12 protein-coding genes are annotated in these 14,473 nt (G+C 72.6%); 4 read left to right on the top strand and 8 right to left on the bottom strand.

The window, feature by feature from the left end; translation table 11 throughout:
* Positions 1-79: 79 nt before the first annotated feature.
* Entirely contained in the window at positions 80-1,501 is a 1,422-nt protein-coding gene (locus ASG28_RS02575) for a phosphomannomutase/phosphoglucomutase (RefSeq protein ID WP_055971710.1), read from the bottom strand.
* Positions 1,491-1,703, bottom strand: a complete 213-nt coding sequence (locus tag ASG28_RS02570; protein WP_054146594.1) for a DUF3499 family protein — start codon at positions 1,701-1,703, stop codon at positions 1,491-1,493. The genes ASG28_RS02575 and ASG28_RS02570 overlap by 11 nt, the downstream gene beginning before the upstream one ends.
* 71 nt (positions 1,704-1,774) lie before the next feature.
* Between ASG28_RS02570 and ASG28_RS02565 the strand changes: the two genes are divergently transcribed.
* On the top strand, positions 1,775-2,224 hold the full coding sequence (locus ASG28_RS02565; RefSeq protein ID WP_055971707.1) for a metallopeptidase family protein: 450 nt from the start codon (positions 1,775-1,777) through the stop codon (positions 2,222-2,224).
* Between the two features lie 73 nt (positions 2,225-2,297).
* On the opposite strand, the gene ASG28_RS02560 is transcribed toward ASG28_RS02565, so the two are convergent.
* From ASG28_RS02560 to manA, 5 genes are all read right to left on the bottom strand, one after another.
* Positions 2,298-3,713 carry a DUF5719 family protein gene (locus ASG28_RS02560; RefSeq protein WP_055971702.1) on the bottom strand — a complete coding sequence of 472 codons (1,416 nt, stop codon included), beginning with the start codon at positions 3,711-3,713 and terminating at the stop codon, positions 2,298-2,300.
* Positions 3,706-6,537: a glycosyltransferase gene (locus ASG28_RS02555; protein WP_055971699.1), complete on the bottom strand. Its 2,832-nt coding sequence runs from the start codon at positions 6,535-6,537 to the stop codon at positions 3,706-3,708. The genes ASG28_RS02560 and ASG28_RS02555 overlap by 8 nt, the downstream gene beginning before the upstream one ends.
* A gap of 166 nt (positions 6,538-6,703) precedes the next feature.
* Entirely contained in the window at positions 6,704-7,039 is a 336-nt protein-coding gene (locus tag ASG28_RS02550) for a WhiB family transcriptional regulator (RefSeq protein ID WP_167599050.1), read from the bottom strand.
* A 185-nt stretch (positions 7,040-7,224) separates the two neighbouring features.
* Positions 7,225-8,184: a UDP-glucose 4-epimerase GalE gene (gene galE, locus ASG28_RS02545; RefSeq protein ID WP_055971697.1), complete on the bottom strand. Its 960-nt coding sequence runs from the start codon at positions 8,182-8,184 to the stop codon at positions 7,225-7,227.
* 93 nt (positions 8,185-8,277) lie between these two features.
* Positions 8,278-9,444, bottom strand: coding sequence for a mannose-6-phosphate isomerase, class I (manA, locus tag ASG28_RS02540; RefSeq protein ID WP_055971694.1), 1,167 nt, complete (start codon positions 9,442-9,444; stop codon positions 8,278-8,280).
* Between the two features lie 154 nt (positions 9,445-9,598).
* On the opposite strand from manA, the gene ASG28_RS02535 reads away from it, so the two are divergent.
* The 3 genes from ASG28_RS02535 (at position 9,599) to ASG28_RS02525 (ending at position 13,495) form a co-directional block, all read left to right on the top strand.
* Positions 9,599-10,795, top strand: a complete 1,197-nt coding sequence (locus ASG28_RS02535) for an acyl-CoA dehydrogenase family protein (protein ID WP_055971691.1) — start codon at positions 9,599-9,601, stop codon at positions 10,793-10,795.
* Positions 10,796-10,859: 64 nt separating this feature from the next.
* Positions 10,860-12,179: an O-antigen ligase family protein gene (locus ASG28_RS02530; RefSeq protein ID WP_055971688.1), complete on the top strand. Its 1,320-nt coding sequence runs from the start codon at positions 10,860-10,862 to the stop codon at positions 12,177-12,179.
* Entirely contained in the window at positions 12,176-13,495 is a 1,320-nt protein-coding gene (locus ASG28_RS02525; RefSeq protein WP_055971686.1) for a hypothetical protein, read from the top strand. The genes ASG28_RS02530 and ASG28_RS02525 overlap by 4 nt, the downstream gene beginning before the upstream one ends.
* A 66-nt stretch (positions 13,496-13,561) precedes the next feature.
* On the opposite strand, the gene ASG28_RS02520 is transcribed toward ASG28_RS02525, so the two are convergent.
* The gene (locus ASG28_RS02520; protein WP_055971684.1) at positions 13,562-14,353 is read right to left on the bottom strand and encodes a polyprenol monophosphomannose synthase; all 792 of its coding nucleotides are present in this window, start codon (positions 14,351-14,353) and stop codon (positions 13,562-13,564) included.
* Between the last annotated feature and the right edge of the window lie 120 nt (positions 14,354-14,473).

Below are 14,473 nucleotides of genomic sequence, written 5' to 3'. Positions count from 1 at the left end.
CTCCTGCCTGTGTCGTCCGGTCGCCAGGATACCCCCAGGGGGTAACGAGCCCGCCCCGCGACCGCGGCCCGGTCGGCCGTCAGCCGCGGATCAGCCCGAGGACGTCGTCGCGGACGCGCTCCATGCCGGCGGGCGTCGCCGCCTCGGCGTTGAGGCGCAGCAGCGGCTCGGTGTTCGACGGTCGCACGTTGAACCACCAGAACCCGTCGTCGGACGTGCCGCTGACCGTGAGACCGTCGAGCTCGTCGAAGTCGCCGACCCCCGCGTAGGCCTCGACGATGCGCGCGTACGCCGCCGGGACGTCGGTGACGGTCGAGTTGATCTCGCCGCTCGCCGAGTAGGGCGTGTACCGGTCGGTCAGGGTCGAGAGCGGCTCGGTCTGCGCCCCGAACTCGGCCAGGACGTGCATGGCGGCCAACATGCCGTTGTCGGCGCTCCAGAAGTCGCGGAAGTAGTAGTGCGCCGAGTGCTCTCCGCCGAAGATCGCGCCGGTCGACCGCATCTCGTCCTTGATCAACGAGTGGCCGACGCGGGTGCGCACCGGGGTCGCCCCGGCGGCCTCGATGGCCTCGGGCACCGCACGCGACGTGATCAGGTTGTGGATCACCGAGATCTCGGCGTCGGGCTCGGCGGCTCGGACGCGGGCGATCTCGCGGACGGCGACGATCGCGGCCACGGCCGACGGGGTCACGGCGTCGCCCTTCTCGTCGACGACGAAGCAGCGGTCGGCATCACCGTCGAACGCCAGCCCGAGGTCGGCCCCGTGCTCGAGGACGGCCTTCTGCAGGTCGACGAGGTTCGCCGGGTCGAGCGGGTTGGCCTCGTGGTTCGGGAAGGTTCCGTCGAGTTCGAAGTACAGCGGGATGATCTCGATCGGCAGCTTCGGCAGGCCCGCGGCCTCGCCCAGCACCGCCGGGACGGTGAGCCCGCCCATGCCGTTGCCCGCGTCGACGACGACCGTGATCGGCCGGATGCCGGACAGGTCGACCAGTCCGCGCAGGTAGGCGGCGTAGTCGGGCAGCGCGTCGTGCTCTCGCACGGTGCCGGTCTCGGCGACGGCCTCGATGCCGTCGGCCAGGAACGAGGAGGCGCGGTCCCGGATCGAGGACAGCCCCGTGTCGAGGCTGATGCCCTGGGCACCGGCCCGGCTCATCTTGATGCCGTTGTAGGTGGCCGGGTTGTGGCTCGCGGTAAACATGGCCGCCGGGGCGTCGAGCGAGCCGGAGGCGAAGTACGACTCGTCGGTCGAGCACAGGCCCAGGGCCACGACGTTCGCGCCCCGGGCGCGGGCGCCCCGGGCGAACGCGTCGGCGAAGCCCGGCGAGGAGTCGCGCATGTCGTGGCCGACGACCAGGTCACGGCCGGCGCCGTCGATCTCGTCGGCGAAGGCCGCACCGAACGCCTCGACCACCTCGCCGGTGAGCTGACTGCCGACCAGCCCACGGACGTCGTAGGTCTTGACGAAGGCGGTCAGGTCGACGGGGGTGTTCTCAGAGGTCATGGCCCAAAACTACCCGGCGCAGGACCTGCCAGCCCTGCGGGACCGACAACGAGCCCGCGTGGCGGGCGCAGAGGTCGTAACCGTGCGGCTCGACGCGGTCGCTCAGGGGCCCGACGACGACCATCGAGTCGGCGTACACGTACGTCAGCGTCGCGACGGCCTCGTCGTGGCACGTCACCTTGCTGCAGGGTCGACCGTTCATCTGGCGGACAGACTATCGCGAGGTCCCCCGGGGGCCGACCCGCGCCTCCTCGGCAGGCCTACGATGGGCGGATGAGCAAGGCCCGCCGCGCACGCGTCACCGACCGGTCCCGTCGGCGCGACCGCCACGGGCGGGGGTTGCGGTCGTCCGCCGCCGGGCCCCACCTGCCCTTCCTGCGCACGCGGGTCGACCTCTTCGACGACATCGTGGCCGCCACCGCCGACTACCTGCGCGAGGCGTGGCCCGACGAACTCGCCGACACGTCGTTCGAGGTCGCCGGTCTCCCCGCCGAACCCGACCGCACCCGCGTCGAACGCTGGTCGGTCGATCGGGCCGCCGGCCGGGTGGTGCTGTACCGCCTGCCGATCGAGCGGCTCGCACCGTCGAACGACCGACGGGGCGCCGCCGAGGACGAGTGGAACCACCGCGTCCTCGTCGAGGGCTACGTGTTCCGTGCCGTGGCCGACCTGCTCGGCAAGGACCCGTGGGAGCTCGCGCCCGACCGCTGGCGCGACGGCTGAACCGAGCCGGTGCGTCGTCGGGGCCCCCGGACGTCGGGGCCACCCCGGACGTCCCGAGCCCGCGCCGGCGTCGTCAGGGGTAGACGGTCACGGGCGTCGACGCCGGGAACGGCGAGGTCACCGGCCAGGCGGCGATGGCCGCGGGTGCCGAGAAGCTGACGCCCGCCCGCAGGTCGTCGGCGTCCTCGAGCCGGACGGCGTCGCCCGGGCCCACGTCGACGCCGACCGTCGACCCACCGGGCACCTCGACGTCCCGCTCGTCGCCGTCGCCCACGGTGACCTTCGCCGTCACGGCGTCCTGACCCGGGTTCGCGAGCCAGAGGCGTCCGCCCTCACCGTCGGGCACGACGGCCTCGGTGTCACCCGAGAGGCGGGGCGACGATGCGGCCCAGCTGAGGTCCACGCCTCCCGCGTCGGCGGCGACGGTGGAGGTCCGTGCGGCCACGGCGACGGCCGTGGACGATCGCACGGTGGCGGTGTAGACGCCGTCCTCGAGCCCGTCGATGGGCACGTCGGTGACGCGTCCCCCCTCGACCCGGGTCTCGAACGTGGTGCCGGTGCCGTCGTCGGTGGCCAACGAGACGCTCAATTGCGAGGAGTCCCGGCCCGGGACGAGGACGCGCAGCACGGACTGGAGGTCGGAGGACGACGGGTCGGCCAGCGCACCCTCGAGGTTGGCCGAGTCGCGGACGACGATGCCCGTGACGACCGACTCGCGTGAGGGCGCGGCGGACCCGGTCACGATGTCCACGCCGCCGGGTTCGAGGGTGCGGACGACGCTCTGCTGGAGGGTGGCGACGATCTGCCCGCCGCGACTCGACACGTGGACGGCCGGTGAGACGAGTCCGGTCGCGAAGCCGGAGAGCGGCACCACCTTCTGGCTGCGGGGGGCGACGACGATCCCGTCGATGCCGGGGCCCTGCACCTCGCCGGTCTCGGACCGGATGTCGAGGTCGACGGTGGCGTTCACGTCGCTGGGGTTCACGAGGCTGATCAGCGAGACGCGCCCCGTCTCGGTCGAGCCGCCGATCAGCCACGTCGAGCTGGTGGGCTCGGTGCAGGGCGCCGAGGCGAAGCCGCGCAGGTCGCCCTCGTCGACCGACTGGCTCTGGGCCGCCGCGACGAGGGGCACGTCGGTGCCCTCGACGGGCGCGGTGACCACGGACGGTCGCGAATCGCTTCCGTCGGCACCGGCGAGCTCGCCGACGTCGACGTCCCCCTCGCTCGACTGCCGGGCGACGGCGGCCCGGCCGACCGAACTCGCGGTCGTGGCCTGCTGACCCTCGGCGTCCGAGAGCTGCAGCAGCGCACCGGTGCAGACCCGTTGCTGGTCGACGGGCACCGGGGTCACGAGCTGACCCGCCGGCACCGTCTCGAACGAGGGCAGCCGCACGACCGCGGCACCGCCGACGACCGCGGCGGCGACGGCGAGGCCGACGACGCCGACCGCCAGGCGTCCCGTCGTGGAGAAGACCGATCTCTTATTCATCTCGCTCCTCGTCGAAGGTCGTGGCGGGCTGCTCGGCCTCGGGCGTCCCGGCCCGGGATCGACGTCGTCGCGGCGACGTCGGGATGGCGAGCAGCAGGGCGGAGCCGAAGACGAGTCCCCAGCTGATCAGGACGATCGGACGCAGCGGTCCGGCAGCCGGACGCGCGTCGCGCTCGTCCTGCGCCTCCACGTACCGCCAGAGGAGACCGTTGGACGTGTCGCCGACGGGCAGGAAGTCGGCGTCGGCGTCGAGCGCCTCGCCCGCGCGCTGGCCGAGCCGGTCGGCGTCGCCGTCGTCGTCGGTGGCCGTCAGCAGCACGAACCCGACACCGAGTCGACGCAGGTCGTCGGTCGGGTCGAAACCGCTGCGACTGACGAGGTTCCCGGCCAGGACGGTGAGGTCCTCGTTGACCGAGGTGAGACGTTGTGCGGTCGAGTCGAGCGTCGACTGGTCGTCGAGCGTCGCTCCCTGCCCGTGCTCGAGCGACACGGCGAGCGAGCCGTCCGGCTGAGGCGTGAGGACGAGCGTCCCGACGTCGGGCGTCGCCTCGGCCTCGGCCGTCACGTAGGCCGACAGGATGCGGCCCGAGCTCGGACGGACGTCGGCCACAGGGCCGAACGACGCGACCACGGTGGGGGCCGCGGCGGCCACCGCCAGCACGGCGACCAGGGCACCGGCCGGCGGGGCGACCCTCGGCAGCCGGTCGAGGGTCACGGCCGCGGCGCCGACGAGTCCCAGCAGGTAGAGGCTCAGTCCGCTCCCGGCCCAGATCGTGGTCGTGTCGCTGCCGACGCCCGTGACGGACACGTGGGTCGCGGCGACGGCCGTGAGGTAGCCGAGCAGGGCGAGCGCGAGGGCGGGGACCGCGCGGCGCTGCGAGCCGACGAACGGCGAGGCCACGGCGAGCAGCGCCAGCGGGGCGATCGCGACGGCGACCAGGACGGCGAGCGTGGCGGACGAGAAGCCCGTGCCGGCGATCAGGGCCGTCCAGCCGTTGAGCCCCGTCTCGGGCGACGTGAGCAACAGCTGCAGCGGCGACGCGGGGTCCGACCTCGTGGGGACCCCTGGGTCGGCGAACACGGCCCACCAGGTGCCCCGCTGCAGCTGGGCGACGACGAGCGGGGCGAAGAGGGCAAGCGCCGGGAGGGGCACCGCGACGAGGCGATGGGTGCCGCGGGGGCGACTGACGATCGACCCGAGCCAGCCGACGAGCAGGGCCGGGACGAGCGAGGGCGCGGCGGCGGCGACGACGGCGAACAGCAAGGAGGCGGTGGCCCCGGCCGTCCACGACCTCGCGGCACCGATCATGGCCCAGACCAGGAACGGGAGCGCCACGTGCGCGAGGACGGCGCCCAGGTGTCCGGACTGCAGCCCCGACATCAGCGGCGACGAGAGGGCGTAGAGCGCCGCGGCGACGGCGGGCACCCAGGTGCGACGGGTCACGCGGCGGGTGGCGAACCACGCCCCCAGCGCCGAGAGCGGCAGGGCCACGACGTAGACGCCGACGACCGCGGTGGACGGCGACCAGGGCGTCAGGCTGCCGAGGACGGCGACGAGCGCGGCGAACGGGTCCGAGGGGCCGACGAACCCGGTGCCGATCTCGCGCCAGCCGTAGCCGACCGACGACCACAGCTGACCCACCGAGGTGCTGAGCGGCAACAGCCCGCCACCCGTCACGGCCGGGTTGCCGAGCAGCGGCAGGAACGCGACCACGCCGACGACGGACGCGACCAGCACGACCCAGAGACCGCCCGAGTGGACGAAGCTGGCCCGCGGATCGGGCGCGTCCTCGACGACGGCGACCTGGGCGTCACGTTCGGTGACGCGGCGTTCTCGCAGTAGCGCGCGCGACGCCCGCAGGGGCTCGACCGAACTCCACCCGACGCTCTTGGTCCGGGCGAGGGCCCGGCGGGCGGACCGCACGTGCGAGCCGCCGAAGGCCGCCTGGAACGCGGTGGCGAACTCGCCCACCACCGCTCCGGGGTTCTTGGTGAGGAGGTGCCAGACGCTCCGGACGACCGCCAACGGCACGAGGCTCAGCCAGTGCAGCGGCAACAGGACGGCCGCCGAGTAGACGAGGCGCCGGTGCAGTTGCGCCGCACGGCGGAGGCGCGCTCGACGGGCGTGACCGACGGGTCCGTGGCCGAACTCCTCCGGCGGTCCGGCGCTGTCGACCTTCGCATCGGGCACGAGCACCACACGGTGACCGGCGAGACGGGCGCGGATCGAGAAGTCGAGCGCCGCGTCCACGTGCGGCAGCGCGGGATCGAAGCCGCCCAGCGCGGTCCAGACGGTGCGACGGACGAGCATGCCGCCCGCGGCGACGCCGAGCACGTCGTCGGTGACGTCGTGCTGGCCCTGGTCGAGCTCGTTCTCGACGCGGGCGAGCGAGGCGCCGTACCGGGTGACGGTCTCGCCGAACTCGGCGATGACGCCGGGCTGGCCCCACCGCATCAGCTTGGGCCCCGCGACCGCGACGGACGGCGACACCTCGACGGTCGTCATGAGGTGCTCGAGCGCCTCGGGCGCGGGCGCGTTGTCGTGGCCGAGCAGCCAGACCCATTCGTCGGGGTCGCCGTCGCCGGGGTCGGAGAGCCGCACGCCGTGCGCGGCGGCGGCACCGAAGGTCTTCGCGTCGGGCAGCGAGGCCAGCTGGGCGGCACCACTGAGCGACAGTCGGCCCGCGGCCGAGTCCTTGCCGCCGGTGTCGACCACCACCAATGCCTCGGGGGGCCGCGTCTGACGCGACAGCCCGTCGAGGGTTCGGTCGAGGTAGGTCGCTCCACCAGGGGCGACGAGGATCGCTGTGACTCTCGGCTGCATGACTCGTGCAGCCTAGGTCGCACCGACGCGGGCACCGACTCGGCGCGCCGACGCGACGAGCGAGACGTGGCGACCCGCGCCTCCTGGTCCCTCGACCTCGGCCCAGGACGACGGAACGGCACCGACCCGGAGGGGTCGATGCCGTCGGAAGCCGAGGAGGCGCGGGTCAGGCCCGCTTGCGGAGCTTGCGTCGCTCGCGCTCGGACAGCCCGCCCCAGATGCCGAAGCGCTCGTCGTTCTGCAGTGCGTACTCGAGGCACTGGGCCCGGACGTCGCAGGAGGCACAGATCTTCTTGGCGTCCCGCGTGGAGCCGCCCTTCTCGGGGAAGAAGGCCTCGGGGTCGGTCTGGGCGCAGAGCGAGTCCGCCTGCCAGGCCAGCTGGTTCTCGTCGTCGGCGACGGTGGTGCGCGACGCCGACGATCCGACGCCGGGGACACCCAGCTGGATCGGGTCGACGTGCCAGTCGTCCGGGACGCCGGCGCGGTTCTCGTGGATGCCCACAGCGCATCTCCCCTCGTGTCGATCGCCCGTGAATGTACGCGACAAGGTAATTACACCGGTGTCATTACCCATCCGTCAAGTCGAGGGCCAATAAACCCTCCACCCCCCGATCAGGGGCAAGGGAGCCCCGGCGTGTCGGGGGACGTTTCGACCGGAACGGGTGACCTTGGCCGCGGAGTCGTCCGTCAGCCGCGAGGCGCGGCCTGCCAGGCGCTCGTGACCATCTCGAGGAGCGTGTGCCGCATCTCCCAGTCGAGGTCGCGCGCCGCCAGGCTGCCGTCCGCGACGATGCGGTCGGGGTCGCCGGGGCGACGCGGAGCGATCTCGGGCGTGAAGTCGATGCCGGTCCCCTCGCGCATCGCGGCCATGATCTCGGCGACCGAGACGCCCCCGCCCGAACCGAGGTTGTAGGCGGGCTCGACCGGCTCGCCCGCGTCCAGTCGGCGGGCCGCGGCGACGTGGGAGACCGCCAGGTCGGCGACGTGGACGTAGTCGCGGACGCAGGTGCCGTCGGGGGTGTCGTAGTCGTCGCCGTTGATGCGCGGGACGCGTCCCTCGACGAGGGCCGCGAAGACGAGCGGGAAGAGGTTGTGCGGGCTGGCGTCCCAGAGGTCGGGTCGGCCCGAGCCCACGACGTTGAAGTAACGCAGGCTCGTGTGGCGCAGACCCTCGGCCACGGCCTGGTCGCGCAGCAGCCACTCGCCGATCAGCTTGCTCTCGCCGTACGGGGACGCGGGCGCCTTGGGGGTGTCCTCGGTCACGAGTTCGGTCGGCGGGGTGCCGTAGACGGCCGCGCTCGACGAGAACACGATCCGGTCGACGCCCCGGCTCGACATGGCCTCGAGGAGGCGGGCGGTCCCCGTGACGTTCTGGTCGTAGGTGTGCAGCGGACGCTGGACCGAGACCCCGGCGTACTTGTACCCCGCGACGTGGACCACGCCCGTGACGCCGTGCCGGTCGATGGTCTGCTCGATCAACTCGCGGTCGAGGATCGAGCCCCGGACGAACGGCACGTCGGCGGGCACGAACCCCTCGAGGCCCGACGAGAGGTCGTCGAGCACCACCGCGTCGATGCCCGCCCCCGTGAACTCGCGGACGACGTGAGAACCGATGTACCCGGCACCGCCGGTGACCAACCATGACATGGGGCCAACCTACCGGGTGCCCGGCGGGTCGTGGCGGGTGGTGGCGGGCCCGGCACGTGGCGCGCGGCGGCGGTCGACGGCCCCGCCCCCGACTCAGGCCGGCGTGGCCACGTACGCGGTGCCGTCGCCGGTCATCGCGAGCCGGACCTCGTCGGGCGTGACGAACGCGGACTCACCCCGGCCGAGCCGGATGGTGCCGTCCTGCCCCTTGACGTGGACCTCGCCCTCGGTGACCAGGACGATGCTCGGACCGCCGATCTCGACGACGGCCCCCGGCCCCGAGGCGTCGACCCTCAGCAGGGCGAAGGCCGTGCCGTCGGGCGCGAAGCGCTCGACCCCGCGGGCGACCGCGGTGGGCTCGAGGCGGGGCACGGGCAGCGGTTCGAAGTCGAGGACCCTCAGCAGTTCGGGGACGTCGACGTGCTTGGGAGTCAGCCCGCCGCGCAGCACGTTGTCGGAGGGGGCCATGAGCTCGACGCCGAAGCCACCCAGGTAGGCGTGCACGTTGCCGGCGGGCAGGAACAGGGCCTCGCCGGCCCGCAGCGTCACCCGGTTGAGCAGCAGCGAGAGGACGACGCCGGGGTCGCCCGGGTAGCGCTCGGCCAGGTCGACGACCGTCGCGACGCTCGCTCCCTCGGCCCGGTGGGCGGCGGCGAGCTCGCTGACCGCGGCGATGGTCGCGGCCGAGTCGTCGTCGGCCTGGAAGAGGAACGCGAGGGTCGACCGAAGGGACTCGCCCAGGTGCCGACGGAGCCGGTCGAGGCGCCCCGAGCCGTCGTCGAGGAGGTCGACGTCGGCCAGGGTCTCGGCCGGCTCGCGGAACCCGCAGAGAGCGTCGAAGGTGTCGCTCAGGGCCACGATGATCTCGGGCTTGGCCGAGGAGTCCTTGTAGTTGCGCTCGGGGGCGTCGAGCGGGATGCCGGCGGCTTCTTCGCGAGCGAACCCCTCGCGGGCCTGCTCGGGGGTCGGGTGCGCCTGGATCGACAGAGGCCCGTCGGCCGCGAGCAGCTTGAGCAGGAACGGCAGGTGGTCCCGGTCGCGCCCGAGGGCCCGGGCCGGCTCGGCGGCGAACCAGTCGGCGAGGGTGTCGGCACCGCCCACCACCGCCGGGGCCACGACGACGCTCGGCGAGCCAGGGTGCGCGCCGAGCCAGAGCTCGGCCTCGGGGCGCCCGCTCGCTCGACGACCGAGCAGGTCGGCGATGGCCGTCGTCGAACCCCAGGCGTAGTCGCGGGGCGTGTTGGTGATGGCGAGGAACATGGCTTTACCTGCTTGTCGAGGTCGTGCTTGGTCGCCCCCTACAAAGCCGTGCGGTCGACGACGCCGGGGTGTTGACCAAAGCTACCAATCCCTTGGTCACGGCCGGGGCGCTGCCTAGGCTCCTGTCGTCCCGACACGAAGCAATGGAGCACGGATGTCATCAGCGACCCTCACCTCGTTCACCTCTCTCGTCAGCGACTTCTACGGCTACGAAGACCTGCTCTCCGACCGCGAGAAGGGTGTGCTGGCCGATCTGCGCCGCTACCTCGAGACCGAGGTCAAGCCCGGCGTGAACCGCCACTGGGCGGACGCGACCTTCCCGCACGAGATCGTCAAGGGCCTCGCCGGCCTCGGCCTGTTCGGCATGCCGTGGGAAGAGACGCGCCCCTTCGAGAACTCCGCCGTCTTCCGCGGCTGGGTCGCACTCGAGCTCGCCCGCGTCGATGCGTCCGTCGCGACCTTCGTCGGCGTGCAGAACGGCCTGGCGATGGGGTCGATCGGCGTCGGGGGTTCGCCCGAGCAGCGCGCCGAGTGGCTTCCCCGCATGGCGAGCGGCGACCTGGTGGGTGCCTTCGGCCTGACCGAGCCGTTGTCGGGGTCCGACTCGGCCCAAGGACTCCGCACGATCGCGACCCGTGACGGCGACGACTGGGTGCTGAACGGCTCCAAGCGGTGGATCGGCAACGCCACGTTCAGCGACATCACGATCATCTGGGCCAAGAGCGCCGAGGACGGCCAGGTCAAGGGGTTCATCGTCCCGACCGACACCCCGGGCTACACGGCGACCAAGATCGAGGACAAACAGAGCCTCCGCATCGTCCAGAACGCCGACATCACCCTCGAGGACGTCCGCGTGCCCGAGCGCAACCGGCTCCAGCAGGCCGATTCCTTCCGCAGCACGGCGGCCGTGCTCCGCCTGACCCGGGCCGAGGTCGCCTGGGCGGCCGTGGGCAACTCGATCGGCGCCTACGAGGCGGCCCTGGCGTACGCCAACGAGCGCGTGCAGTTCGGCAAGCCCATCGCCAAGCACCAGCTGATCCAGGACCTCCTGGTGAAGTGCATCGGCAACATCACCGCGTCGATCGGCATGGTTGTGCGGTGCTCCCAGATGCTCGACGAGGGCACCCAGCGCGACGAGCACGCCTCGCTCGCCAAGGCGTTCACCACGGCCCGCATGCGTGAGACGGTCGGATACGCCCGCGAGGTCATGGGCGGCAACGGCATCGTCCTCGACTACGACGTGGCCCGGTTCTTCGCCGACGCCGAGGCGCTCTACAGCTACGAGGGCACCCGCGAGATGAACACCCTCATCGTGGGCCGCAGCATCACGGGCCAGGCAGCCTTCGTCTGATCCGACGGGCGGGGTGGCCCCTGGTCGCCCCGCCGCGCCTCCCCCGTCGTCTAGCCTGGTGCCCATGACCTCGACGCTGCCCGCGCGGCCCGCCCGAGTGGCGCCCGCGCGCGGAGCCACGACGTTCGCGACACTCGCGTTCCTCGTGCTCTTCGGCGGCGACGTCCTGCGCAACGGCACCGGCTGGTGGGGCTGGGGGGCGGCCTGCGTCGCGATGGTGGTCGCCGCCGTCGTCCTCGTCGTGCGGCACCCGCCCCGGGTGCGGACCCTCCCGCGCCTCCTCGTGCTCTTCCTGGCGTTAGCCGTCGCCTCCATCGCCTGGTCGCAGTACCCGGCCGGCTCGGCGATCGGCATCGTCCTCACGCTGATGACGAGCGTGGGCGCCTTGGCGGTCACCGTCGTCGCTCCGTGGCCGGCCATCGTGACGGCCCTCGGACGAGCGTTGCGCATCCACGTCGTGGCCTCGCTGCTGTTCGAGGTCGTCGTCGGGCTGTTCGTGCGACAGCCGGTGTGCCCGGTCTACCTCGACTGCACCGGGCAGCCCGCGGCGTGGTTCTGGTCGCGCGACGTGCTCTTCGAGGGCGGTCGCATCCAGGGGCTGCAGGGCAACAGCAACATCCTGGCGATCATCGCCTTGCTCGCCCTGATCGTCACGGCCGTCGAGGCCGCGAACCGGTCGATCTCCCGCGGTTCGGCGGTCGTCGGGCTCGCCGCCTCGCTGCTGGCACTCGTCCTGACCCGGTCGGCGACGGTCGCGGTGGTCGCGGTCGCCGTCGGCCTCGTGCTGCTGCTGGTGCTGGCGACCCGCCGCCGCGAGCCCGGTCGCCGTGCCCCCGTCCTCGGCGCGGCGGCGATCGTCGTCGTGGCGGCCGTCGCCGGCGCCGTCCTCGCCCGAGGCCCCCTGCTCGGGCTGCTCGGCAAGAGCGGCGACCTGACGGGCCGCACCGACATCTGGTCGGCCGTCTACGACCTGGGTGTCCAGCACCCCGTCGTGGGCTGGGGCTGGGTCAGTTACTGGTTCCCCTTCGTCGAACCCTTCACCGACCTCGCCGAGCGCAACGGCGTCGTGTACCTGCAGGCGCACGACGCGTACCTCGACGTCTGGTTCCAGCTGGGGTGGGTCGGCCTGATCCTCTTCGGCCTGACCATCGTCGGGGTCGTGCTGCGGTCCTGGTGGTGGGCCGTCGACCGCCGGATGCTGGCCCGCGAGGTCGCGGCCCCGTGGTCGGCCCTCGACCTGCTGCCGCTGCTGCTCGTGACGGCCCTGCTCGTCCACGGGTTGACGGAGTCCCGCTTGATCGTCGAGTGGGGGTGGGCCACGTTCGTGATCGTCGTGCTCGTCACCCGACGCGACCCCTTCGGCTGGACGGGCCACGACCGGTGACCTTCGGCCACGACCACGGGTTCGACCGCGACCGGGACCCCCTGCGCCGGTACCTCTCGGCCTGGATCGGCTTCTCGGCCGGCGGGCACTTCTCGCAGGCGCTGTCGGTCGCGATCGTCCTCTACGCGTTCTCGACGCAGTCCGTGCGCGCCCTGATGGGGTGGCCCGGGTCGCTCGCCGTCCTGGGCACGCTCGTGGTGTTGGCGGCGCTCTCGCTCGTCGGCGGTCGGCACCACATCGAATGGCACGGCATCCTGCCCGTGTCCCTCATGGCCCTCTTCGGGTTCATGGGCCTCAGCGTCTTCTGGAGCGAGTACACCTGGGTGACGATCGGCGGGGTGGCCTACGCCGTCGGATTCGGCGCGCTCGGGCTCTACCTGGCGCTCGGACGCGACCTCGTGCAGGTCGTGAGGGCGTTCGGCGACGCCCTGCGCATCCTGCTCGTGATCTCGTTGTCGCTCGAGGTGCTGAGCGGACTGCTGATCGACCAGCCGATCGCGTTCCTGGGCATCCAGGGCAACCTCGCCGCGGGCGGGCCCATCCAGGGCATCTCGGGCACCCGCAACTACCTGGGGTTCCTGGCGACGCTCGCGGTGATCACCTTCGCCGTCGAGTTCCTCACCCGATCCGTTCCCCGACGACAGGCCGTGGCCTCGGGCGTGCTCGCCCTCACGGCGCTCGGCTTCGCCCGCTCCCCCGCGACGGCGATCGCGGTCATCGTCCTGATCGTGGCGGGCGTGGCGCTCGACGCGCTGCGGCGCGCCCCCGAGTCGAGACGGTCGCTCATGCAATCGGTCTTCGCGGTGATCGTGGTGCTGGGGGGCGCGCTGGCCTACGCGGGCCGCTCGCGCCTCCTCGATGCCGTCGACGCGACCAGCGACCTGTCGGTGCGGTCGCTGCTCTGGGCTCGCATCCGCGAACTGGCCGCGGTGCACGACATCGTCGGCTGGGGCTTCGTCGGACAGTGGCCGACCGGCATCTTCCCCTACTCGACGATCATCGCCCCGAGCGGCCGACCGCACGAGACGGGCCTGAACGCGTTCTTCGACATCTGGTTGCAGCTGGGCCTCGTCGGGGGCCTGCTGCTCGTCGTGGCCGGCACCCTCGCGTTCGTGCGCAGCTGGATCACGGCGTCGGGCCACCCGATCGTGGCCTACGTCTGGCCGGCGCTCGTGCTCGTGCTGATCGGGGTGACGGCCGTCGCCGAGAGCTTCGTGCTCTTCGAAGGAACCCTGATGACCTTCGTCACCATCGCGACCATCGCGGCCCGCAAGCGGTCGTGGCGGTCACGCCTGCCGCAGGCGACCGGCCGGTAGGAGGCGCGGGTCGGGTCGCGCACCCGTGGCCGATCCCGAGCTGCGCCCGCCGCCCTCTGCCCGACGTCAGTCCTCGACGACCCAGCGAGGCCCGGGGCGCTTGCCCAGCAGGGTCTGCAGGCGTCGCCGGACACCCCACTTCGTCACCCGGAGCATGGCCTCGACGACGATGGCCTGGCTCATCTTGGACTCGCCGAGCTCGCGTTCGCGGAACTCGATGGGCACCTCGACGACCCGGCCGCCGCCGTCGAGGACGCGGAGCGTCATGTCGACCTGGAAGCAGTAACCCTTCGAGTCGATGCCCGTGAGGTCCATCGCCTGGAGGGCCTGGCGGGTGTAGGCGCGGAACCCTGCCGTGACGTCCTTGAGCTGGAGGCCGAGGGCGAGACGGGCGTAGAGGTTGCCGCCGCGGCTGAGGACCTGGCGGGAGACCGGCCAGTTGACGACCGAGCCACCCGGGACCCACCGCGAGCCGATCGCGAGGCTCGGGGCGGACGCACCGGCCGCGCTGACGAGCGAGATCATCTCGGGCAGCTTCTCGGGCGGGTGCGAGCCGTCGGCGTCCATCTCGATGACGACGTCGTAATCACGCTCGAGGCCCCAGCCGAAACCCATGACGTAGGCGGAGCCGAGCCCGAGCTTGCCGGTGCGGTGTGCCACGTGGATGCGCTCGTCGTCCGCTGCCATCGTCTCGGCGAGCTCACCGGTGCCGTCGGGGCTGCCGTCGTCGACCACGAGGACGTGGACCTCGGGGACCGCGGCGAAGAGTCGCCCCAGGATGATCGGGAGGTTCTCGACCTCGTCGTAGGTGGGGAGGACGACGAGGGCGCCGGCGCCGGTGTGGGCGGAGGTGGTCATGCGATGCTTCCGGTTGCGGGGAGCCGGTGACGCGTGGGCGTTCCGGTCGGCTGGGCCGTGGACGGCACGCCGATGACGACTCTAGACCGAGGGTCCGACCCGGCCCACACGGGTCGCGTG

This window comes from Frigoribacterium sp. Leaf415, assembly GCF_001424645.1.
GTDB lineage: Bacteria > Actinomycetota > Actinomycetes > Actinomycetales > Microbacteriaceae > Frigoribacterium.
This window is presented reverse-complemented; position numbering and strand designations above follow the sequence as displayed.